At 33.3% G+C, this 20182-nt stretch carries 20 protein-coding genes; all 20 read left to right on the top strand.

Annotated features, from left to right (window positions below; translation table 11 throughout):
* Positions 1 to 13: 13 nt before the first annotated feature.
* The 20 genes from ACOV1Q_RS07100 to ACOV1Q_RS07005 all read left to right on the top strand — a co-directional run bounded on the left by ACOV1Q_RS07100 (position 14) and on the right by ACOV1Q_RS07005 (position 20161).
* A complete protein-coding gene (locus ACOV1Q_RS07100) occupies positions 14 to 430 on the top strand; it encodes a MaoC family dehydratase (protein ID WP_424493698.1) in 417 nt (138 codons plus the stop codon).
* Positions 431 to 432: 2 nt separating this feature from the next.
* Positions 433 to 1440 (top strand): N-acetylneuraminate synthase, encoded by a 1008-nt coding sequence (gene neuB / locus ACOV1Q_RS07095; protein WP_424493697.1) that lies wholly within the window; start codon positions 433 to 435, stop codon positions 1438 to 1440.
* Positions 1437 to 2588: a UDP-N-acetylglucosamine 2-epimerase gene (gene neuC, locus ACOV1Q_RS07090; protein ID WP_424493696.1), complete on the top strand. Its 1152-nt coding sequence runs from the start codon at positions 1437 to 1439 to the stop codon at positions 2586 to 2588. Before neuB ends, neuC begins: the two co-directional genes overlap by 4 nt.
* A 2-nt stretch (positions 2589 to 2590) precedes the next feature.
* Entirely contained in the window at positions 2591 to 3646 is a 1056-nt protein-coding gene (locus tag ACOV1Q_RS07085; protein WP_424493695.1) for a nucleotidyltransferase family protein, read from the top strand.
* Positions 3646 to 4317 carry an acylneuraminate cytidylyltransferase family protein gene (locus ACOV1Q_RS07080; RefSeq protein WP_424493694.1) on the top strand — a complete coding sequence of 224 codons (672 nt, stop codon included), beginning with the start codon at positions 3646 to 3648 and terminating at the stop codon, positions 4315 to 4317. The genes ACOV1Q_RS07085 and ACOV1Q_RS07080 overlap by 1 nt, the downstream gene beginning before the upstream one ends.
* A 5-nt stretch (positions 4318 to 4322) precedes the next feature.
* Positions 4323 to 5474, top strand: a complete 1152-nt coding sequence (locus tag ACOV1Q_RS07075) for a hypothetical protein (RefSeq protein ID WP_424493693.1) — start codon at positions 4323 to 4325, stop codon at positions 5472 to 5474.
* 4 nt (positions 5475 to 5478) lie between these two features.
* Positions 5479 to 6474: a polysialyltransferase family glycosyltransferase gene (locus ACOV1Q_RS07070; RefSeq protein WP_424493692.1), complete on the top strand. Its 996-nt coding sequence runs from the start codon at positions 5479 to 5481 to the stop codon at positions 6472 to 6474.
* Positions 6475 to 6663: 189 nt separating this feature from the next.
* Positions 6664 to 8454: an ABC transporter ATP-binding protein gene (locus tag ACOV1Q_RS07065; protein ID WP_424493691.1), complete on the top strand. Its 1791-nt coding sequence runs from the start codon at positions 6664 to 6666 to the stop codon at positions 8452 to 8454.
* 17 nt (positions 8455 to 8471) lie between these two features.
* The gene (pseB, locus tag ACOV1Q_RS07060) at positions 8472 to 9488 is read left to right on the top strand and encodes a UDP-N-acetylglucosamine 4,6-dehydratase (inverting) (protein ID WP_424493690.1); all 1017 of its coding nucleotides are present in this window, start codon (positions 8472 to 8474) and stop codon (positions 9486 to 9488) included.
* Between the two features lie 3 nt (positions 9489 to 9491).
* Positions 9492 to 10697, top strand: coding sequence for a UDP-4-amino-4,6-dideoxy-N-acetyl-beta-L-altrosamine transaminase (pseC, locus tag ACOV1Q_RS07055; protein WP_424493689.1), 1206 nt, complete (start codon positions 9492 to 9494; stop codon positions 10695 to 10697).
* Positions 10687 to 11520 (top strand): aldo/keto reductase, encoded by an 834-nt coding sequence (locus ACOV1Q_RS07050; RefSeq protein ID WP_424493688.1) that lies wholly within the window; start codon positions 10687 to 10689, stop codon positions 11518 to 11520. Before pseC ends, ACOV1Q_RS07050 begins: the two co-directional genes overlap by 11 nt.
* Positions 11505 to 12401, top strand: a complete 897-nt coding sequence (locus ACOV1Q_RS07045; protein WP_424493687.1) for a Gfo/Idh/MocA family oxidoreductase — start codon at positions 11505 to 11507, stop codon at positions 12399 to 12401. The genes ACOV1Q_RS07050 and ACOV1Q_RS07045 overlap by 16 nt, the downstream gene beginning before the upstream one ends.
* The gene (locus ACOV1Q_RS07040) at positions 12398 to 13156 is read left to right on the top strand and encodes an SDR family oxidoreductase (RefSeq protein WP_424493686.1); all 759 of its coding nucleotides are present in this window, start codon (positions 12398 to 12400) and stop codon (positions 13154 to 13156) included. Before ACOV1Q_RS07045 ends, ACOV1Q_RS07040 begins: the two co-directional genes overlap by 4 nt.
* The gene (locus ACOV1Q_RS07035) at positions 13141 to 13866 is read left to right on the top strand and encodes an acylneuraminate cytidylyltransferase family protein (RefSeq protein ID WP_424493685.1); all 726 of its coding nucleotides are present in this window, start codon (positions 13141 to 13143) and stop codon (positions 13864 to 13866) included. Before ACOV1Q_RS07040 ends, ACOV1Q_RS07035 begins: the two co-directional genes overlap by 16 nt.
* Complete coding sequence (locus tag ACOV1Q_RS07030; RefSeq protein WP_424493684.1) at positions 13863 to 14867, top strand: GNAT family N-acetyltransferase; 1005 nt, start codon at positions 13863 to 13865, stop codon at positions 14865 to 14867. The genes ACOV1Q_RS07035 and ACOV1Q_RS07030 overlap by 4 nt, the downstream gene beginning before the upstream one ends.
* Positions 14867 to 15913 carry a pseudaminic acid synthase gene (gene pseI / locus ACOV1Q_RS07025; RefSeq protein WP_424493683.1) on the top strand — a complete coding sequence of 349 codons (1047 nt, stop codon included), beginning with the start codon at positions 14867 to 14869 and terminating at the stop codon, positions 15911 to 15913. The genes ACOV1Q_RS07030 and pseI overlap by 1 nt, the downstream gene beginning before the upstream one ends.
* Before the next feature lie 186 nt (positions 15914 to 16099).
* Positions 16100 to 16981: a polysaccharide deacetylase family protein gene (locus tag ACOV1Q_RS07020; protein ID WP_424493682.1), complete on the top strand. Its 882-nt coding sequence runs from the start codon at positions 16100 to 16102 to the stop codon at positions 16979 to 16981.
* A gap of 1 nt (position 16982) precedes the next feature.
* On the top strand, positions 16983 to 17864 hold the full coding sequence (locus ACOV1Q_RS07015) for a GNAT family N-acetyltransferase (protein ID WP_424493681.1): 882 nt from the start codon (positions 16983 to 16985) through the stop codon (positions 17862 to 17864).
* 44 nt (positions 17865 to 17908) lie between these two features.
* Positions 17909 to 19039, top strand: a complete 1131-nt coding sequence (locus ACOV1Q_RS07010) for a glycosyltransferase family 4 protein (protein WP_424493680.1) — start codon at positions 17909 to 17911, stop codon at positions 19037 to 19039.
* A 9-nt stretch (positions 19040 to 19048) separates the two neighbouring features.
* The gene (locus ACOV1Q_RS07005; RefSeq protein WP_424493679.1) at positions 19049 to 20161 is read left to right on the top strand and encodes a glycosyltransferase family 4 protein; all 1113 of its coding nucleotides are present in this window, start codon (positions 19049 to 19051) and stop codon (positions 20159 to 20161) included.
* Positions 20162 to 20182: the final 21 nt, after the last annotated feature.

Raw genomic sequence — 20182 nt, 5'->3', positions numbered from 1 at the left:
TAAGCTTCCAAACATGAAAAATAAAATATTTGAAAATTTAATGGTTGGCCAATCCGCAAATGAGGTAAGAACATTTTCCGAAAAAGATGTAATAGATTTCTCTATACTTTCGGGTGATAAAAATCCTATTCATTTTGATAGAGAATATGCTAAAAATACGAGGTTTAAAAAGAGAATTGTCCAAGGGCCATTTATAACTTCTCTTTTTGGAGGTCTTATTGGTTCTGATCTACCTGGTGCTGGTGCTATCTACATGAATCAGAATACGAATTTTCTAGCACCGGTATATCTTGAGGATACGGTTACAGCTACGGTAGAGATCAAATCTATCAGGAGGGATAAACCAATTATAAAATTAAGAACATACGTCACAAGGGATGAGGAATTAGTAATTGATGGGGAGGCAACTGTTTTATATTTAAAAGATTAGCTATGGGAAAGGTCATAATTATTGCAGAAGCAGGAGTAAATCATAATGGTAGTTTAGAGAATGCGAAAAAGCTGGTAGAGGTTGCAGCTACGGCCGGTGCGGATTTTGTGAAATTCCAAACTTTTAAAACTGAACTCAATCTTACGAGGGAGGCTAAGAAAGCGGGCTATCAAGAAAAAAGCACGGGAAAGGAAGAATCGCAATATGATATGGTGAAAAAGCTTGAATTATCCTTTAAAGATTTTAGCGAGATCAAAAAGTGTTGCGATGATAAAGGAATTGGGTTTCTATCTACGGGATTTGATGCGCCGAGTCTTGAATTTTTGGATAGTATGAACCCTGCCTTTTTCAAAATTCCTTCTGGCGAGATTACAAATTTACCCTATTTAAGGAAAGTGGCAAGTTTTGGGAGAGAAGTAGTTATGTCTACAGGTATGGCTGACATTAATGAAGTCAAAAGGGCTTTTAATATTCTTCAGAAGGAAGGGCTAAAAAAAGAACAGATTTCTATAGTTCATTGTAATACTGAATATCCAACTCCCATGGAAGATGTGAATTTACAAGCAATGCTGCATATAAGGAACGAGTTAGATGTCCGTATTGGATATTCGGATCATACTCTAGGTATAGAAGTACCTATAGCTGCAGTTGCACTAAAAGCGAAGCTTATAGAAAAGCACTTTACACTTGATAAAAGTATGCCAGGTCCTGATCATGCTGCTTCTTTGGAACCGGATGAACTAAGAAAAATGATATCTGCTATTAGAAATATCGAAAAGGCTCTAAGCGGTTCAGGAATTAAAGAACCTTCCCTATCAGAAATGAAAAATAAAGAGGTAGCAAGAAAAAGTATTGTTGCCGCTAAAAAGATCAGAAAAGGGGATATTTTTTCTAAAGAGAATTTATGTGTTAAGAGGCCAGGTACTGGTTTAAACCCAATGAGATGGGATGAAGTTGAAGGAAAGCTCGCTACTAGGAACTTTGATGAAGATGAATTGATAGAATTATGAAGATTACAGTGTTTACAGGAACCCGAGCGGAATATGGCTTATTAAAGCCAATGCTGAAGGAAATAAAGGATAGTAGTAGACAAACTCTGCAGCTGGTAGTAACTGCAATGCATTTATCGAAAGAATTTGGCTACACCGTAGAGGAAATTATGGAAGATGGTTTTCAGATTGATAAAAAGATTGAATGTGTTCTCTCTTCCGATTCTGCTAGTGGTGTAACTAAATCTGTAGGATTAGCATTAATTGGTTTGGGAGATGCACTTTATGAACTGAATCCTGATCTAGTAGTTATTCTAGGAGATAGGTCAGAAATGTTGGCTGCTGCTACGGCAGCTATGCTTGCAAACATTCCCATTGCACATATTCATGGAGGTGATACTACAGAAGGGGCTTATGATGAGGGGATTAGACATGCGATAACTAAAATGAGTTATTGGCATTTTTCTTCTACCGAAAGTTCTAGGAAAAGGATAATCCAAATGGGTGAATCGCCAGAAAGGGTTTTTAATGTTGGAGCCATAAGCTTAGATTCCATAAAGAAGTTAACCTTATTGACTCAAAAAGAATTTGAAGATTCTATTAAGTTCAAATTAGGTAAGAGAAATATTTTGATCACTTACCATCCCGTTACTTTAGAAAATAATTCTGCCGAAAAACAGTTTAAAGAAATTTTAGGTGCTTTAGATCAGCTAAGCGACACCCGATTTATTTTTACCTTTGCAAATTCCGATAAGGAGGGCCGCATCATCAACAAAATGATTGAAGACTACGTGTCTGAAAATAAGAATAAAGCCATTGCATTTCGATCACTCGGTCAAATTCGGTATCTTTCATCTTTACAGTTTATGGATCTGGTCGTAGGTAATTCCTCAAGTGGTATTGTTGAAGTGCCTTATTTTAATATTCCAACCATAAACTTAGGGGATAGGCAAAAAGGAAGAGTAACTCCCTTAAGTGTTATTCACTCCCAATGCATTAAAGAAGATATCCTGTGTGCTCTACAAAAAGCTCAAAATCCTTCGTTTTTAGAGAGAGTAAAATCGCAAAAGCAGATATATGGGAATGGGAATGCGACAAAAAAGATTATGGAAATTATTGTCACTCCATTATCTTCAGTAAAAAAAAGCTTTTATGATATTAAATTTTAATTATGGAAATTCATAATATCCTAATTGATGAGGATGCAAACATTCTAGATGCTTTAGATAAACTTAATAAAATCTTATTTACAACTGACGTAAGCCGCCTTATACTATTTGTAACAAACCATAATGGTCATACTGTGGGTTCATTGACCGATGGAGACATTAGAAGATCTTTAGTAAAAGACGGTGATATTAATAAAAAAGTATCTTCAGTTTGTAATCCCAATTTTGTATTTGAATATGAAAAAGAGGGGTATCTCGATCTTAAACTTTATCGTAAAAAAGATATAAAAATTCTGCCCATTCTTACTAAAGATAAAAAATTAATAAGAATTATTGATCTTGAGAAAACCAAAGCTCTATTGCCAATTGAGTGTATGATAATGGCTGGAGGAAGGGGGAAAAGGTTAAGTCCAATTACCGACTCTGTTCCTAAACCTATGCTTCCTTTAGGTAATAAGCCTATCATAGAACATAATATTGATCGATTAATTTCTTATGGAATTCAGAAAATATATATATCTATAAAATATTTGGGAGATCAGATTCGAGAATATTTTGGAGATGGTAGTAGTAAAGGTATTCACATAGAATATATTGAAGAAGAAAAACCTCTAGGTACTGCAGGGGCACTTTCATTAGTGGAACATTTCGACTCTGATCAAATTTTACTTATGAATAGTGATTTATTCACAAATGTAAACTTCGAAGAACTTTACCTAGAACTTGTAAATAAAAAAGCTGCAATGGCTATAGCATCTACAGAATATAAGGTAGATGTACCCTATGCCGTTTTTGATTCTAATGAAAAGAGAGAAGTTGCTAAGTTTATAGAAAAACCATCCTATGTTTATCATTCAAATGCGGGTATTTATATGTTTCAAAAAGACTTGATCGCCAAAATTCCGAGAAATGAGTATTACGATATTACCGATTTAATGGAGGAACTATTGGTTGATGGTAGTAAATTAGTTCATAATCCAATAATTGGTTATTGGATAGATATAGGAAGTCCGGTAGATTATAAACAAGCCCAGGAATTTATTAAACATATAGAATAATGTTCGTAGTAATACCTGCAAGAGGAGGTTCTAAAGGAATTCCTGGGAAAAATATAAAAGAATTAAATGGAAAACCTTTGATTCAATACACTATCGAAGCGGCACGTGAAGTGTTTGAAGACAGGAAAATTATTGTAAGTACAGATAGTCCTGAAATCAAGCAAGTGGTAGAAAATATTGGATTAGAAGTGCCATTTTTAAGGCCGGTAGAATTAGCATCAGATAATGCAGGCACGCATGAGGTATTGGTACATGCAAATAAATTCATGGAAGAAAGGGGTGATACTTCAGAAATTTTAATATTACTTCAGCCTACATCTCCATTTAGAACGGGAAGACATATACAAGAGGCAATTGAAACATATTCTGAAGAATTCCAGATGATAGTTTCCGTGAAAGAAACTGCAAGTAATCCTTATTATGTTTTATGGGAAGAGGATGAAAAAGGTTTTCTGAGAAAATCAAAAAATGGGAATTTTGTAACCCGACAGGAATGTCCTAAAGTCTGGGAGCTTAATGGTGCAATATATATTATTAACATAGCCTCATTGAAACAGCAGAAATTCAGTGATTTTCACAAGATAAAAAAATATGTCATGGATGAAATTTCTTCCCATGATATAGATACAGAATTGGACTGGAAAGTTGCCGAAGCGATTGTAAAAGGATAATATTAATGACTATAATTTTTTGTTTTTATAAGATTTTTCGAAATTCTCATCGTCAAATTTTTGAACTGGATAAACTGGTTCAGGAGGGAAATGAAATTATATTATTGGATTTACTTACGCTTCACGGTAAAGAGATAACGGCAGATGACGATTTCATGCTAAAGCATAGAAAAGTAATTAATTCTATGACAGAACTTTATGATTTTAAAGCTGGACTACCTGATAGTCCAGTAATCTTTGTAACCAATGATTCTTATCTGCAAAAACTTTCAGGTATTTTTAAAATCATAAAAAGAAATCAGGACAGGCTTATTTCTTTTAGAATCAAGGCTACTATATTTGCTTATAAGGAGGATAGTGGTTTGCGTTTTTGGTTGAAAAAATTCATAGAAAAAACTAAATTATTCCCTTGGCATAAGCTCAAAGTATTTTATGATTTGAATCATAACTATTATGCTCCAGATTACCTCATGTGTAGCACTAATTATTACCTCCCATTAAAGGCTTATTTAACTGTAAAACGGAAAAATATTTTGGTTATTCATTCAGATGATGTAAACAGAATAGTAACAGATAAAAGTGAGATTGAACATGAGCAAAAAATTGGTGTTTTTCTTGATCAGGTATTACCATTTGCTTATCAAGGGATGATTGATCATGATAAATATTATGAGAATGTCGAAAATACTTTAAAAAAATTAGAGAAATATTTCAATCTACATAAAATCATAATTTCAGAACATCCAGAAAGTGAGGCTATAAAAGATGAACTAAAAGGAAGATACCAAAATTTTGAAAGGAGCAGAAGAAATTCACAAAAGCTTATTAGAAATGCAGATGTTGTATTTGCACATTACAGCACCTCTATCGGTATGGCCGTTTACTATAAAAAGCCAGTGGTATTATTAATCGACGATCATTTACGAGAGATTACACATATAGAGAATGCAATTGGAACCTATGAAAAAAATTTACATTTTCCTGTAGTGGATATGGGAGAGAACGATTTCTCAATTTTGAAAGACAGAAAAATCCACGATTTTTCCTATTCCAATTTCATTAGGAAATATATGCGCGATAACTACAGCGTAGATGAAAATTCATATCATTACGCGATAAAAAAAGCAGCTTCCGATTTAATATATAATCAAAATTAAAGAATTGGCTTATTCCTTAGTTCTTATCTCCACTCCATCGCAAGCTTTTTTTCTATCTCGAACCCCAGAGGTTTCTCAAAATGCGATATTAATTATAACTGTAAAAACTCAGGGTGAAGCTTCAAAAATCCAAAAGTACTTGGAAGGTTTTAGTTGGAAAAAAGTCTATATATGGCTAGTTCCACAAGCAGAAGATAGACGGGTTTATTATAAATTATTCTTGCTTAAATTAAAACTTTTTAGGCTAAAATATAAATATTCTACTTTGAATAGTATATATTTTGGAAGTTACGCCAATATTATTCAATTAAGTATTGTGGCAGAATTTGAGCATAAAGCATCAATTATTTTATTATATGATGGTTTGCAATTAGTATCGGTGAATTATTTCAGAAATAAATTATCAACTGAGAATAAAAAAAAATTTCCTAGAGCTTATAATTTACTTGGATTTAAGCAGCCAGAAATTGACCAAATAATTTATATATCTCCGTTAAAATTAAAAGCCGGTGGTAGGGATAGGATCAGGATTTTAAAAAGGGAGAAGATTTCTAAACCTCAAATTTTAGATGAAAATCTTATTTTTTATATAGGTCAGCCGTTATCAAATGTGGGTATGATTTCCTCAGAATATTATATAAATACTTTAAAGAAACTGAACAACAATACTTCAAAAAAAATAATTTATTTCCCACATCCACGGGAGAATAAAGAGATTGTAGCCGAAGTAAGTAAAATTTTCGAAATAAAAGTACCTGAAGTAATATTCGAAGATTATTATCTCCACTTGAGAATTGTTCCTAAGGAGATAATTTCTATGTACAGTTCTGTTTTGGTAAATATGATCTTTTTAAATGCACCATCTAATCTTACAGCGATTGAAATTCCTAAAAATGAGATTAATGGTTCTAGATTTATAAAACTTGTCGCCCCTATTTATGAATATTTTCATCATATTTCTAATTATAGATTTCAGGTCATCAATTCAACACAATTGTAAAGTATTTGGTTTTATTTGTCTCATATATGGATAACTCGTTCTATGTTGTTATTTCTTAAATTTAGCTAAATTTTATTTTTTAAACATCCAGTCACTATTAAAAATTTATCTTCGCCAAATTGAATGACTTGAAAACTCAATTTTAGAAGGAAATTGGGATTGATATTTTTTAATTAAAAAAATTATTAGTTGATAAAAAGAATATTAAATAAATATTTCGAAAGTTTTGCCTATTTCTATTCCTATCTTGGATATCGCATATTTATTTTGGTAGGACTTAGTATTCTTATTGGTCTTTTAGATGGTTTTGGGTTATCCATGTTTCTTCCTCTTCTTCAAATGATCAACGAAAATAATACTACAGATTCGGAATCATTGGGGAAACTTCAATTTTTGGTAGAATTATTAAATGACTCTGGTATCGGTGTTTCCCTAATGTCAGTACTGCTTTTTATGATGGTCTTTTTTATACTGAAAGGAATGGCAGTTTACATGGCGGGAGTCTATAGCGTAAATGTGCGGGAATGGTTTGTTAAGGGTCTTCGCTTAAAAAATATAAAACATTTAAAAAACATTACCTACAAATATTTTGTAGGTTCTGATATTGGTCGAATTCAAAACACTCTTACCGGTGAGGTTGACCGCGTCGCAGGCTCCTATTTTAATTATTTTAAGGCAATGGAAGCAGGGGTTCTTGTTATCGTTTACATGGGGTTTGCATTTACCATGGACGCACAGTTTGCTATTTTGGTAAGCATAGGCGGAGGACTTACTAACTTTTTGTATAAAGGGCTTTATGCGAAGACAAAAGGAGCTTCCATTAGTCTTACAGGTGAGAACAATGTTTTTCAAAGTTTAATCATACAGAACGTGGCAAATTATAAATATTTAAAGGCCACCGGCACTTTAGGCAAATACGGAGAGAAGCTGAAGAAATCTGTACTAAAAATTCGAGACGATAAGCGTAAGATAGGGCAACTAGATTCATTGCTCACAGCTGCACGAGAACCTTTACTGATTATTATTGTTGTTGCCGTAATTTACATACAGACCTCTTTTTTTGGTGCATCCCTGGGCCCTATATTGCTTAGTTTGTTCTTCTTTTACAGAGCCTTGAGCTATCTCTTACAATTGCAATCCCGTTGGAATAAATTTCTGGGTATGTCTGGGTCGTTGAATAATATGGATTCTTTTACAAGAGAATTGAAAGCAAACAAAGAAGAGACCGGAAACCAAAATATAAATGGGAAAATAGCACAACTAAAACTCAAAAATATAGATTTCTGTTATGGTCTTACAAAGGTTATTAATAATGTAACCTTGACTATTAAACAAAATGAAACCCTTGCTTTTGTGGGAGAAAGTGGAAGTGGTAAAACCACATTGGTGAATATAATAGCGGGACTGCTTCCGCCAGGCAAGGGTAGTTTTGCAATAAACTCAAATAGAGTTGAAGATCTTAATATTAGAAGCCTTCAAGCCAAAATAGGATATATTACCCAGGACCCGGTAATTTTTAATGATTCTTTATTTAATAATGTTACCTTTTGGTCGAAAAAAAATCGCATTAATTTACGAAAATTTAATAAGGCTATCAAGCAGGCAGCGATATTTGATTTTGTTCAGGAATTGAAGGAAAAGGAAGATGCTATTTTAGGAAGTAATGGGATGAATCTTAGTGGGGGGCAGCGTCAACGCATATCTATCGCAAGAGAATTGTATAAAGAGGTGGAAATATTAATTTTAGATGAAGCTACTTCGGCCCTGGATTCGGAAACAGAAAAAGCAATTCAAAGAAACATAGATGAGCTAAAAGGTAAATATACTATTTTAATAGTCGCGCATAGGATTTCCACCATTAAGAACGCAGATAGAATAGTGGTCATGAAAAATGGAGAAATTGAAAACATCGATCCTTTTGAGGACTTGGTAGGTAAATCACCTTATTTTAAAAAATTAGTTGAATTGCAAGAGATATAATTAAATAAATTTTCGAAATGCTAAATTTAAACGATAAATCAATTTTAATTACAGGTGGCACTGGGTCACTTGGAAAAGCTTTAACAGCTCATATTTTCAAAAAATCTCCAGATATAAAAAAACTGGTTATTTTCTCTCGTGATGAACAAAAACAATTTGAAATGGCTCAGGAATATCCTTCAAGTCAATATCCACAATTGCGATTTTTTATTGGAGATGTACGAGATGAAGCTAGAGTGAAAAGAGCACTAAAAGGAATAGACTATGTTATTCACGCAGCTGCAATGAAACATGTCCCTATTGCGGAATATAATCCTATGGAGTGCGTGAAAACAAATATTATGGGGGCAGAGAATATAATTAACGCTTGTCTTGAAACAAGTGTGGAGCGTGTTGTAGCACTTTCCACAGATAAAGCCGCAGCCCCTATTAATTTATATGGAGCCACTAAGCTAGCTTCAGATAAATTATTTGTTGCTGCTAATAATATTACTGGTTGGAATCCAATCAAATTTTCTGTGGTACGTTATGGTAATGTTATGGGCTCAAATGGATCTGTAATTCCATTTTTTCTTAAAAAGAAAAAGGAAGGAGTATTACCTATCACAGATCCTACTATGACCCGATTTAACATTTCCCTACAAGGAGGTGTAGATATGGTTATGCACGCCTTGGAAAACGCCTGGGGTGGTGAAATTTTTGTACCTAAAATTCCTTCTTATAAAATTACAGATATCGCCGAAGCTATAGGGCCTAATTGCGAAAAACCTGTTGTAGGAATTCGCCCCGGTGAGAAAATTCACGAAGAAATGATCACAGATTCTGATTCTTATTATACTTATGATTTAGGAAAATACTACACTATTTTACCGGCTACTCATAAGTGGAAATTAGAAGATTTTATTGAGAAATTTAATGCTAAGAAAGTAGCTCCTGGTTTTCAATATAATTCAGGAGAAAATGAAGACTGGGAAACGGTCGAAAATCTTAGAAATTTAATTAAAGAACACGTTGATCCAACTTTTGAAGTATAATTTATGAATAATCCAATTCCATATGGTCGACAACATATCACAGAAGAAGATATTGCAGCGGTGGTGTCCACTTTAAAGTCGGATTATCTTACACAGGGTCCTAAAATTACTGAATTTGAAGAAGCTTTCGCCAACTATGTTGGTAGTGAATATGCTATAGCAGTTTCTAACGGTACTGCGGCTTTGCACCTTTGTGCGATGGCTTTGAATATTCAACCCGGGGATAAGGTAATTACCACACCGATTACCTTTGCCGCCTCAGCTAACTGTGTGCGTTATTGTGGAGGAGAAGTTGTTTTTGCTGATATAGACCCCGACACTTACCTTCTCGATATAGATAATGTACGAAAACTTTTGGAAGCTGAACCTAAAGGCACTTACAAGGGAATTGTTCCTGTAGACTTTGCCGGAAGAGCAGTAGACCTGGAGGCATTTAAAAAACTTGCTGAAGAGTATGATCTATGGATAATAGAGGATTCATGCCATGCGCCTGGAGGTTTTTTTACTGATTCTAAAAATCAAAAGCAATTTTGCGGGAACGGGAACTTTGCTGACCTGGCAATTTTTTCTTTTCACCCAGTAAAACATATTGCCAGTGGAGAAGGTGGAATGATTACTACAAATGATGAAAAACTTTATGAGAAGCTTCTCCAATTAAGGACACATGGCATCGTAAAGCAAGATAATAAATATCAGAATTCCATAGATTTTGCGGTTGGTTCTTCTGTTAGTTCGGACGAAGTAGAAAACTATCCGGCTTGGTATATGGAAATGCAAGATTTAGGCTATAATTACCGGTTGACAGATTTTCAGGCGGCATTGGGAAACAATCAGCTGAAACGAGCAGATGAAGGCATAGTGAAGCGTAGAGCTCTAGCTTCCAAATATAAGAATGCATTTGAGAATAAAAATTTTTTAAAAGGGCAGTCTGGAGTAATTGAAGGGCATGCGTACCATTTATTTATTCTCGAGGTGGAGAATAGGTTTGGCCTTTATAATTATTTGAGGGAAAATAAAATTTTTGCTCAAATTCATTATATTCCGTGTCATTTAATGCCCTATTATCGAGATTTGGGATGGCAGGAAGGCGATTTGCCTGTCGCAGAGCAGTATTATAAAAACTGCATAAGCTTACCTATGTTTCCTACGCTAACCGAAGATGAGCAGGAATTTGTAATTGATAAGGTTAATTCATTTTATGAAGATTAGTGAAAAACTAGGTTTAGGAACGGTTCAGTTTGGTCTCCCTTATGGGATATCTAATAATGCCGGTCAAACTGCGTCAGATGAAGTTTGTAAAATACTTGGAACTGCTAAAGCTTATAAGGTAGAAGTTTTAGATTCGGCAAGTGCTTATGGAAATTCTGAGAATGTACTTGGCCAAAACGATCTTTCTTCTTTTAAAATGATTTCTAAATTTATGCCACCTCAAGACGAATCAATCTCAATTCAACTTGACAACAGCTTAAAAATTTTAGGACTTAACTCATTATATGGCTACTTGGCTCATCGTCCCGCTGAAATTTTAAAAGAACCCGAGCAATGGAAGGAGCTGCAAAGGTTTAAAGAAACGGGTAAAGTTAAAAAAATTGGTTTTTCACTTAACGAACCAGAAGAATTAGCACAACTGTTGGATAAAAATTTTCTTCCTGATTTAGTTCAGGTACCTTTTAATTATTTTGACAGAAGATTTGAAACGGCTGTAAAAAAACTTAAGAATAAGGGTTGTGAAATTCATACGCGATCAGCCTTTTTACAAGGTTTATTTTTTATGGATCCAAAGAAGCTAGATGATTTTTTTAATGAAGTGAAGCCTATAATTGCTAATCTACAAGAGGAGAAACTACTTAACGGAGCTCTTTTAAAATTCGTTCTTGAAAAATCATATATAGATAAGGTAATTATTGGGATAGAAAATGAAAGACAATTAGTACAAAACATTGAAAATTTAGATAAAGCTTCATCTTTGCCGGAATTAGAACGTAAAATAAGTGATAACATTTTAATACCTTCCAAATGGCCGAAAAATTAAATATTGGAGTAATTGGCATGAGTGAAGGGAATGGTCATCCTTATTCCTGGAGCGCCATCTTTAATGGTTATAAAAAAATAGCAATGCAGGATTGTCCTTTCCCTGCGATTCCTGATTATTTATCTCAACAAAACTTTCCTGAAGATGGTTTAAGTGAATTGGGAAATGTTACTCATATTTGGACTCAGGATATAGAAATTTCTAAACATATTGCTGCTGCTTCCAAAATTAGAAATATAGTTGAAAAGCCAGAGGAAATGATAGGCACGGTTGATGCTGTACTTTTAGCTCGTGACGATGCAGAGAATCATTTTAAAATGGCACTTCCTTTTATAAAAGCCGGTCTTCCGGTTTTTATTGATAAACCATTGGCTTTATCGGTAGAAGAAGCTAAAAAAATATTAAATGAACAGCAATATGAAAATCAAATTTTTTCCTGTTCTTCCATTCGTTTTGCCGAGGAGCTAAATTTAAAAAGTTCTGAAAAGGAGGAAATTGGAAAAATTGTGCACATTGAAGCAGCTATTCCTAAAAAATGGGATACTTATGCGATCCACCTTATTGAACCAGTAGTAGCACGACTTCCTCACAGAGGTGCTTTAATTAATGTTCAAAGCTTACACAGTAATTCTATTGCCAATTGCCTCATAAAATGGGACAATGCTACCGCCTATCTTAAAGTAACCGGAAAAATACCTGTCTCCATTGGTATTAATTTTTATGGAGAAAATGGGGTGGTTAAAAAGGAGTTTAAAGATTCTTTCACATGTTTTAAAAAATCCCTTCATAGGTTTGTAAATGTAATACAGGGCAAAGAGAAAAATATTAATAGGCATGAAACATTAGAAATAATTAAAATCCTGGAAGAAGGAAGAAGATGAAAAATATTTTAATTACGGGAGGCAGCGGAAAAGTAGGGTTTCAGCTGGTAAAACACTTTTTAGAAAAAGAATTTACAGTTATAACTACTACAACTAATAAGGAACGTTTTCTTAATAATAAGAAAAAAGAATTAGGTGGTCATAAGCTTGATACTTTAGAATTAATTGAAGTTGATTTTAATACCGAAAATGCAGTAAATATTATAATAGAATATTTAAAAAGCAATAAGCTTTTTCTAACTGATATTATCCATAACGCGCGCTCATTAAATTTTCTAAAAATGGAAGAGGATAAAACAATATCCAGTGAAAATTTTTCAGGAGAATTTTATATGGATGTAGTCTTTCCATATCAGCTATCTATGGCGGTTAAAAATCAAATGGCTCATAAGTTAGAGAATATTATTTTTATCTCATCGATGTATGGGGTGGTAGCACCAACACCGGCGCTTTATGATGATTTCGAAAATTCCTCTGCCATTCATTACGGAGTTTCCAAGGCAGCTCAAATTCACCTCACTAAGGAGCTTGCGGTACGTTTGGCTCCTGAGATTAGAGTTAATTGTGTGAGTTTTGGAGGTATAAAGGGTAGAACTAACAAGAATTTTGAGAAGAGATATAAAAATCTTACTCCACAACAAAAAATGCTCGAGGAAGAAGACGTAATAGGTCCCGTTAATTTTCTAATTTCAAAAAGTTCTAAAGATATGACCGGTCAAAATTTAAAAGTTGATGGAGGATGGACAATTTGGTAAATAAAAATATAATTGCTGTTATACCTGCCAGAGGTGGTTCTAAAAGGATACCAAAAAAGAATATAGTCAATCTTAATGGCAAGCCAATGATAGCCTGGACTATAGAAGCAGCATTGGAATCAAAGTATATTGATGAAGTTTTGGTGAGCACCGACGATGAAGAAATAGCGGAGATAGCCAAACATTATGGTGCAAAAGTTCCTTTTTTAAGAAATGCTAATGCAGATGACCATTCTCCAATAAGTTTGGCAACTGTTAGAGCACTTAAGCAGTGGGAAGAAAGTGGCCTCAAAGAACAGGAAGTAGTAGTGCAATTGATGGCTAATTGTCCATTAAGAAATGGTAACGACATCGATGAGGCTATTGAAAATTTCTTTCAAAAGAGTTTAGATTTTCAAATCAGTTGCTTCAAATATGGTTGGATGAATCCCTGGTGGGCCCACAAACTTGATGCTGGTGGAAAAGCTATTCCGGTTTTTGAAGAAAAAGAAAGAATGAAAAGATCGCAGGATCAGCCAGATCTATATTGTCCTACTGGCGCTATTTGGATATCAAAAAAAGATGAGCTTTTTAAAACAGAAACATTTTACGGAGCGAATTATTCTTTTTTTCCTGTTCACTGGATCAAAGCTATCGATATAGATGAATATGAAGATTTAGAAATGGCCAATTATTTTATGAAAAATCTTCAAAGTGAAAATGAAGTATGAGATCATATAAATCCTTAGAACAGCAAAAATTTGACTGTGGAGAGTTTTCGATCGTTCCAATTCGTTCAGAAGACCGCTATGTGATTATGGAATGGCGCAATGAGCAAATGTATCATTTGCGTCAACATGAGCCTCTAACTAAAGAAAAACAAGATGTCTATTTTGATTCCATTATTTCAAAATTATTTGAACAAGACAAGCCTTCACAAATTCTTTTTTCATATTTAAAAGGAGAAAAATGTATAGGTTATGGAGGTTTAGTTCATATTAATTGGATCGACAAGAACGCGGAAATTTCTTTTATTATGAAGACTGGTTTGGAAACGGATAATTTCGAATTTCACTGGGCCAGTTTTTTAGATCTCTTGGAAAAGGTTGCATGGAAGGAATTAAATTTGCATAAAATTTATACCTATGCTTTTGATTTACGGCCTCATATTTATCCGGCCTTAACAAGAGCTGGTTTTGCCCTTGAAGTCATTTTAAAAGAACACTCTTTTTTTGAAGGAAATTATATTGATGTTAAAATTCATTCAAAATTTAATAAAAGAAGGCAATTTCGGATTGCAAATTTATCAGATGCTAATTTGACCTTTAACTGGGCCAATATTCCAGGAGTAAGGGCATTTTCCTATAATAAAGAAAAAATCTCTTATAAAGAGCATATAAATTGGTATTGTGATAAACTGGAAAGTGCAAATTGCCAATATTATATTCTGGAAATATACGGAAATCCTGCTGGATCTATCAGGTTTGATATAGAAGAAAATCATTTTGCGAAAATAAATTATCTTTTAGATCCATGTTTTACTGGTAAAGGTCTGGGAACTTATTTGCTCGAAAATGGCATAACATTTTTAAAGGAAAATAGACCTTCCATACAGGTGGTATACGGTTTTGTATTAAAAGAAAATTTAGCTTCAATTAGAATATTTGAAAAATTATCTTTTAAGAAAGTATCAGAGGATACTTCAGAATTAAAATTTGAAAAGCGTATATAATGAAAATAGAGAATAATATTATTGGAGGGGATCACCCCGTTTTTATAATTGCTGAACTTTCAGCAAATCATAATGGAAGTTTGGATACTGCTTTAAAAACAGTTAAAGCTGCAAAAAGAGCTGGAGCCGATTGTATTAAATTACAAACCTATACCCCAGACACCATAACATTGAATTCAGATAAGGATGATTTCCTTATTAAAGGAACCATTTGGGAAGGAAAAAAGCTCTACGATCTTTACTGGGAGGCTTATACTCCATGGGAATGGCACGAAGCAATATTTAAAGCTGCCGCAGAAGAAGACTTAATTTGTTTTTCTTCACCTTTTGATAAAACTGCGGTAGACTTTTTAGAAAAACTAAGCGTACCGGCTTATAAAATAGCTTCTTTTGAAGTCACGGATATTCCGCTTATTGAATATACCGCTTCCAAAGGAAAACCGATAATAATCTCAACAGGAATTGCCGGGCAGGAGGATATTGAATTAGCATTAGATGCTTGCAGAAAAATGGGGAATGATGATGTGGCTTTATTAAAATGTACCTCACAATATCCGGCACCTATTGAAGATGCTAATATGGTAATGGTTAAAGACCTGGCTGAGAGATTTAATGTGATATCAGGTTTATCAGATCATACAATGGGCAACACTGTGCCAATTGTGGCAACCGCTATGGGAGCTAAAATTATTGAAAAACACTTCATACTGGATAAATCTGTAGGAGGTCCTGATGCTTCATTTTCTATGGATGAAAAGGAATTTTCTGAAATGGTAAAGTCTGTACGAGAAGCAGAGAAAGCTATTGGGAAAGTTGATTATACTTTGACTGAAAAACAAAAAAAAGGTAGAAATTTTAGCCGTTCCTTATACATAGCAGAGGATATTAAAGCTGGGGGAATTATAACTGAGAAAAATGTAAGAAGTGTACGGCCTGGTTTTGGATTGCACCCGAAACATTTAAAAGAAATTATAGGGAGAACTGTAAAAAAAGATTTGCAGTGTGGTGACCGTTTGAATTTTGAATCACTTAATAAAAAAAAATAAAAAATATATACTGTAATATTTCTAAGTTGTTTTATTCTGTTACGAAAGTGTAAAAAATATTAGACCTGAATAGTTTATTTTTTGAATTGATAAACAGTTTCAGGTGAATTTTTCAAAGAGATCATAGAAAATAGAAAAGGCACAGGATTTTTTCTTTAAATAATAAGTGTAAAATAAATGGCATTCATGAAATCATCTATGTACAAAGTTTTGAATAAGGTTGATGCCATTATGGAATCAAATTCGGATGATTTTTTAAGAGTTTTGGCTTACCATACAGTTCCAGACGAAGCGGCATTCGAAAACCAACTAAAATATCTTGTAAAAAATTATGATATCATAGGAATTTCAGATTTACAGGATCATCTCTTCCATTTTAAAAAACTTCCTAAAAAACCGCTTTTAATAACTTTCGATGATGGCGACATTAGCGTTTATAAGAAGGGCTTACCCCTACTAGATAAATATCATTTACCTTCTGTACTTTTTGTAATTACAGCATTAATAGATTCTGAAAACATGTTTTGGTGGAAACAAGTGGAAAAAGTTTTTCAGGAAGATGGATATAGTTATGCAGATGCTCGTAAAAAAATAAGTGAATTAAAGTTGAAGCCAAATGAAAAAAGAATTAATTATTTGAATGAGCTACCTCACCTACAGACTCGTCAATTAACCACAACTGAGTTAATAGAAATGCAGAGAAAACAGATGTTTATTGCTAACCATACCTATACTCATCCTATGGTAGATCGTTGTACCGAAAGTGAAATAAGAATAGAATTAAAGAATACCAGAAAGAAATTCAAAGAATGGAATTTAAGGGGCTATCCAATATTTGCTTACCCGAATGGTAATTGGAATGAAAAAACTGAAAAAATTTTATACGAAGAAGGTATTGAAATGGCATTTCTATTTGACCATAAACTTAATGCAAAAAAAATAAATCCAATGCGTATTTCAAGGTTAAGGGTAGATTCAAATTTAGAAATAAATGAATTTACAGCGAAAGTTTCGGGTTTACATTCTAAATTAATGTTTTTTAAGCAACATTATTTAGGATTAAAATAAAATGGAAATTAGAGAAATTAATTATGCCGAAGACATCGACAAGATTAACAATTTATTGGAGTTAAGCCTTGGGAAACATCATTCTGATGAATTATTTCTGTGGAAACATGTGCAAAATCCATTTGGAAAATCTCTAGGTTTATTGGCTTTTGATGATGAAAGGATCGTGGGAGTTAAAATGTTTATGAAATGGAACCTGCAAAGAAATGGAAAAAAGATTAAAGCTTTAAGACCTGTTGACACGGTGATACACCAGGATTATCGTAGAAAAGGATTATTTAAAAAATTAACTCATATGGGTTTAGAAAAATTTAAAGATTCTTACGATATTATCTTCAATACCCCTAATTCAAATAGCTTATCCGGTAATTTAAAAATGGGGTGGAATAGGTTTGAACAAAAGTTCAATTATTATGCGGTTTTTTTTTGGCCTTATACCTTCACATCGGGAGAGATACGATTTATTAGTATAGATAACTTTAAACTTGGAGATAGTACTTCTTCTAGTTCTTCCTTTTTCAGAACTGCTTTGTCAAATGCTTACATTAAATGGAGATTTGCTAGCGATAGTTATAATGCAGTTGAGGTTGACATTGCTGGCTATAAGATGAATATTATTTTTAAATTCCAATCTAAATATGGGATAAAATATATTCTTATCGAAGAAATTATGGGTAATGCTGCCTACTTCAAGAAAGCCTTAAAAGTTTTGGCCACAAAAACTAAAGTTTTTCTTTTCTACATTTTACTAAATGAACAATTTAATTTGCATTCTCTATTTTGCGTTAAAAGAAATGAAGCGGTGGTGGTTTTCAATAAAGATAAATTAAATGTTAACAGGAATATTCGTTTTTCCCTGGGGGACCTAGAGGCTAGTCTTTAATTTAAAAAATCATTAAATAAGCTTCAATTAAAAAAAATTGCTAAATGAAAGCTATCATTGTAATTAATACATTAGGGTCAGGAGGAGCAGAACGCTCTATGCTAGAGTTTGCCAAATTTCTTCATTGTAGAGAGGACAGCATTGTGAAATTTGTATGTTTGGAACATAAAAAAATTGGTGTAGAAAAAGATGTGGAAGCTTTAGGCATTCCCGTTATTTATTTTGAAAAAGATGGGGGGTACTTGGCTAAGACCAAATTCTTAGTAAAAATATTTAGAAAAGAACAGCCACAAATTATACATTCCCTTTTAACCGAGGCCAATATAGTTACTAGATTATCAAGAAAATTTTATTCTAAAGGTAAGCTAATACAAAGTCTTGTAAATACGGCATATTCCCTTGAACGTAAAAAAGATAGTAAACTTTCCTGGCAAAAATTTCAATTGGCAAAGCAATTTGATATTTGGACTGCGCGTTCTACGTCCCAAATTTTCTTTCATGCTATAACTGATAGAGTATTAGAACATTACAAGCCGCTTTTTAATTTTAAACAAAATTCTAAGGTCATCTATAGGGGGCGATATGAAAATCCTTATCTTGATGAACTACCTAAGTCAGGAGAAACCAAACAGTTCACCCTAATAAATTCGGGAAGACAGGAATTCGCAAAGGGTCAGATTGACATTCTTAAGGCACTTGTATATATTCGAAATAAGTATGGTATAGATAATATTAAATTGGAAATATTAGGACGTCCTGGTTCTTATTCAGATATTCTTCAACAGTATATTGACGAAAATTCACTGCAGGACCAGGTAAGCATACGTGGCTTTGTCACTGATGTACAAAAGCGCCTAGTGCAAGCAAACGCTTTTATTTTCCCCTCCTACTACGAAGGTTTGGGGGGAGCTTTGTTGGAAGGCTTTGCAGCCAGATTACCTTGTATCTGTTCAGATATACCAGTGTTAAAAGAGGTTGTAGGTTCTGAGGAGGGTGCTTTATTTTCTCCTCCTGGTGACTTTGAGACTTTAGGTGATAATATTAAGATATTAATTGAAAACCAAAATTTACAGGTTAAACTGGCAAACTATGTTTATAATCGTTTCCAGTCTAATTTTAGAATTGAAAAAATAAATGCTAAAATGCTTGACATGTACCGGGAAGTATTATCCTAATTCTTTTTCATGAAAATACTTCAGTTAGTTACAAAAAGACAATATAGGGGAGCAGAAGTTTTTGCTGCTAATCTAAGCTCAGAATTAATTAATTTAGGTCACTCCATTTTTTTTGTAGGTCTATATGAGAATGGCGAAAATGTACTTACGGTTAAAGATGCGGAAAATTTAGATCTCTCGAAATGTAGGTCGAGAGCGCTTTCCTTGAAGCTAGTGAGAAAATTAGATGATCTTATCAAGAAAATTCAACCAGATATTATACAATGTAACGGCTCCGATACACTTAAGTATATGGTTGCTGCTTCCTATTTATCAAAAACTCCGCCAATCCTTTATAGAAATATAAGCATGATTAGTGAATGGGTGACGCATGGTTATAAAAGATTAATCTACAAATACCTATTTACAAGAATATCTCATGTTTCTTCCGTAGGTGAAAATGCTATTGCAGATTTTATAAAAACATTTAATTACCCTGAGAATCGAACTTCGGTTATTAGAAGGGGGATACCAATAAAAAATGTCAATATTCAGGCTGCTACAATACATTTAAAGAATGAATTAGGTTTGGGATCAAAGGATCAAATTGTCATGCACATTGGGAATTTTAGCCCAGAGAAGAATCATAAATTTCTAATTGAAATTTTTACATCTATCAGCAAAAATTATCCACACATCAAATTGGTATGTTTAGGGACTGGTACACTTTTTAAAGAAGTTAAAGAAAGTATAGTTAAAAATAAGTTGACCCAAAACGTTTACCTTTTAGGTTTTAGAGAAGATACACATGAACTACTTGCAGGTTCAGATTTTTTTGTTCTTAGTAGTAAGGTGGAAGGTGTTCCGGGAGTGATTTTAGAAGCTGCAAGTCAAGGAAAGCCCGCCATATCTACCAATGTTGGAGGTGTAAGTGAAGTTTTGATTAATAATAAAACAGGTTTTATCGTTGATGATTTCAATAAAAAGGAATTTGAAGAGAGAATAATACAGCTAGCTCAAAACAATAAATTGAGAACAAAATTGGGAGCCAATGCATATAAACAAGTTGTCAACCATTTTAATCCTGTAAAGAATGCTAAAACATTTGAGGATTTGTATTTTAAATTAATCAAAAAGTATTAAAATTAAGTTCAATAAAATAAA

The sequence above is a fragment of the Salinimicrobium maris genome (genome assembly GCF_049680855.1).
Lineage (GTDB): Bacteria > Bacteroidota > Bacteroidia > Flavobacteriales > Flavobacteriaceae > Salinimicrobium.
Note: the sequence above shows the minus strand (reverse complement) of the source record. Positions and strands in the feature narration are given on the sequence as shown.

Bases quoted from the DNA above. Each gene is read 5' to 3' on its own strand.
- ACOV1Q_RS07100 (WP_424493698.1), top strand. From the start codon at position 14: ATGAAAAATAAAATATTTGAAAATTTAATGGTTGGCCAATCCGCAAAT.
- neuB (WP_424493697.1), top strand. From the start codon at position 433: ATGGGAAAGGTCATAATTATTGCAGAAGCAGGAGTAAATCATAATGGT.
- neuC (WP_424493696.1), top strand. From the start codon at position 1,437: ATGAAGATTACAGTGTTTACAGGAACCCGAGCGGAATATGGCTTATTA.
- ACOV1Q_RS07085 (WP_424493695.1), top strand. From the start codon at position 2,591: ATGGAAATTCATAATATCCTAATTGATGAGGATGCAAACATTCTAGAT.
- ACOV1Q_RS07080 (WP_424493694.1), top strand. From the start codon at position 3,646: ATGTTCGTAGTAATACCTGCAAGAGGAGGTTCTAAAGGAATTCCTGGG.
- ACOV1Q_RS07075 (WP_424493693.1), top strand. From the start codon at position 4,323: ATGACTATAATTTTTTGTTTTTATAAGATTTTTCGAAATTCTCATCGT.
- pseB (WP_424493690.1), top strand. From the start codon at position 8,472: ATGCTAAATTTAAACGATAAATCAATTTTAATTACAGGTGGCACTGGG.
- pseC (WP_424493689.1), top strand. From the start codon at position 9,492: ATGAATAATCCAATTCCATATGGTCGACAACATATCACAGAAGAAGAT.
- ACOV1Q_RS07050 (WP_424493688.1), top strand. From the start codon at position 10,687: ATGAAGATTAGTGAAAAACTAGGTTTAGGAACGGTTCAGTTTGGTCTC.
- ACOV1Q_RS07045 (WP_424493687.1), top strand. From the start codon at position 11,505: ATGGCCGAAAAATTAAATATTGGAGTAATTGGCATGAGTGAAGGGAAT.
- ACOV1Q_RS07040 (WP_424493686.1), top strand. From the start codon at position 12,398: ATGAAAAATATTTTAATTACGGGAGGCAGCGGAAAAGTAGGGTTTCAG.
- ACOV1Q_RS07035 (WP_424493685.1), top strand. From the start codon at position 13,141: ATGGACAATTTGGTAAATAAAAATATAATTGCTGTTATACCTGCCAGA.
- ACOV1Q_RS07030 (WP_424493684.1), top strand. From the start codon at position 13,863: ATGAGATCATATAAATCCTTAGAACAGCAAAAATTTGACTGTGGAGAG.
- pseI (WP_424493683.1), top strand. From the start codon at position 14,867: ATGAAAATAGAGAATAATATTATTGGAGGGGATCACCCCGTTTTTATA.
- ACOV1Q_RS07020 (WP_424493682.1), top strand. From the start codon at position 16,100: ATGAAATCATCTATGTACAAAGTTTTGAATAAGGTTGATGCCATTATG.
- ACOV1Q_RS07015 (WP_424493681.1), top strand. From the start codon at position 16,983: ATGGAAATTAGAGAAATTAATTATGCCGAAGACATCGACAAGATTAAC.
- ACOV1Q_RS07010 (WP_424493680.1), top strand. From the start codon at position 17,909: ATGAAAGCTATCATTGTAATTAATACATTAGGGTCAGGAGGAGCAGAA.
- ACOV1Q_RS07005 (WP_424493679.1), top strand. From the start codon at position 19,049: ATGAAAATACTTCAGTTAGTTACAAAAAGACAATATAGGGGAGCAGAA.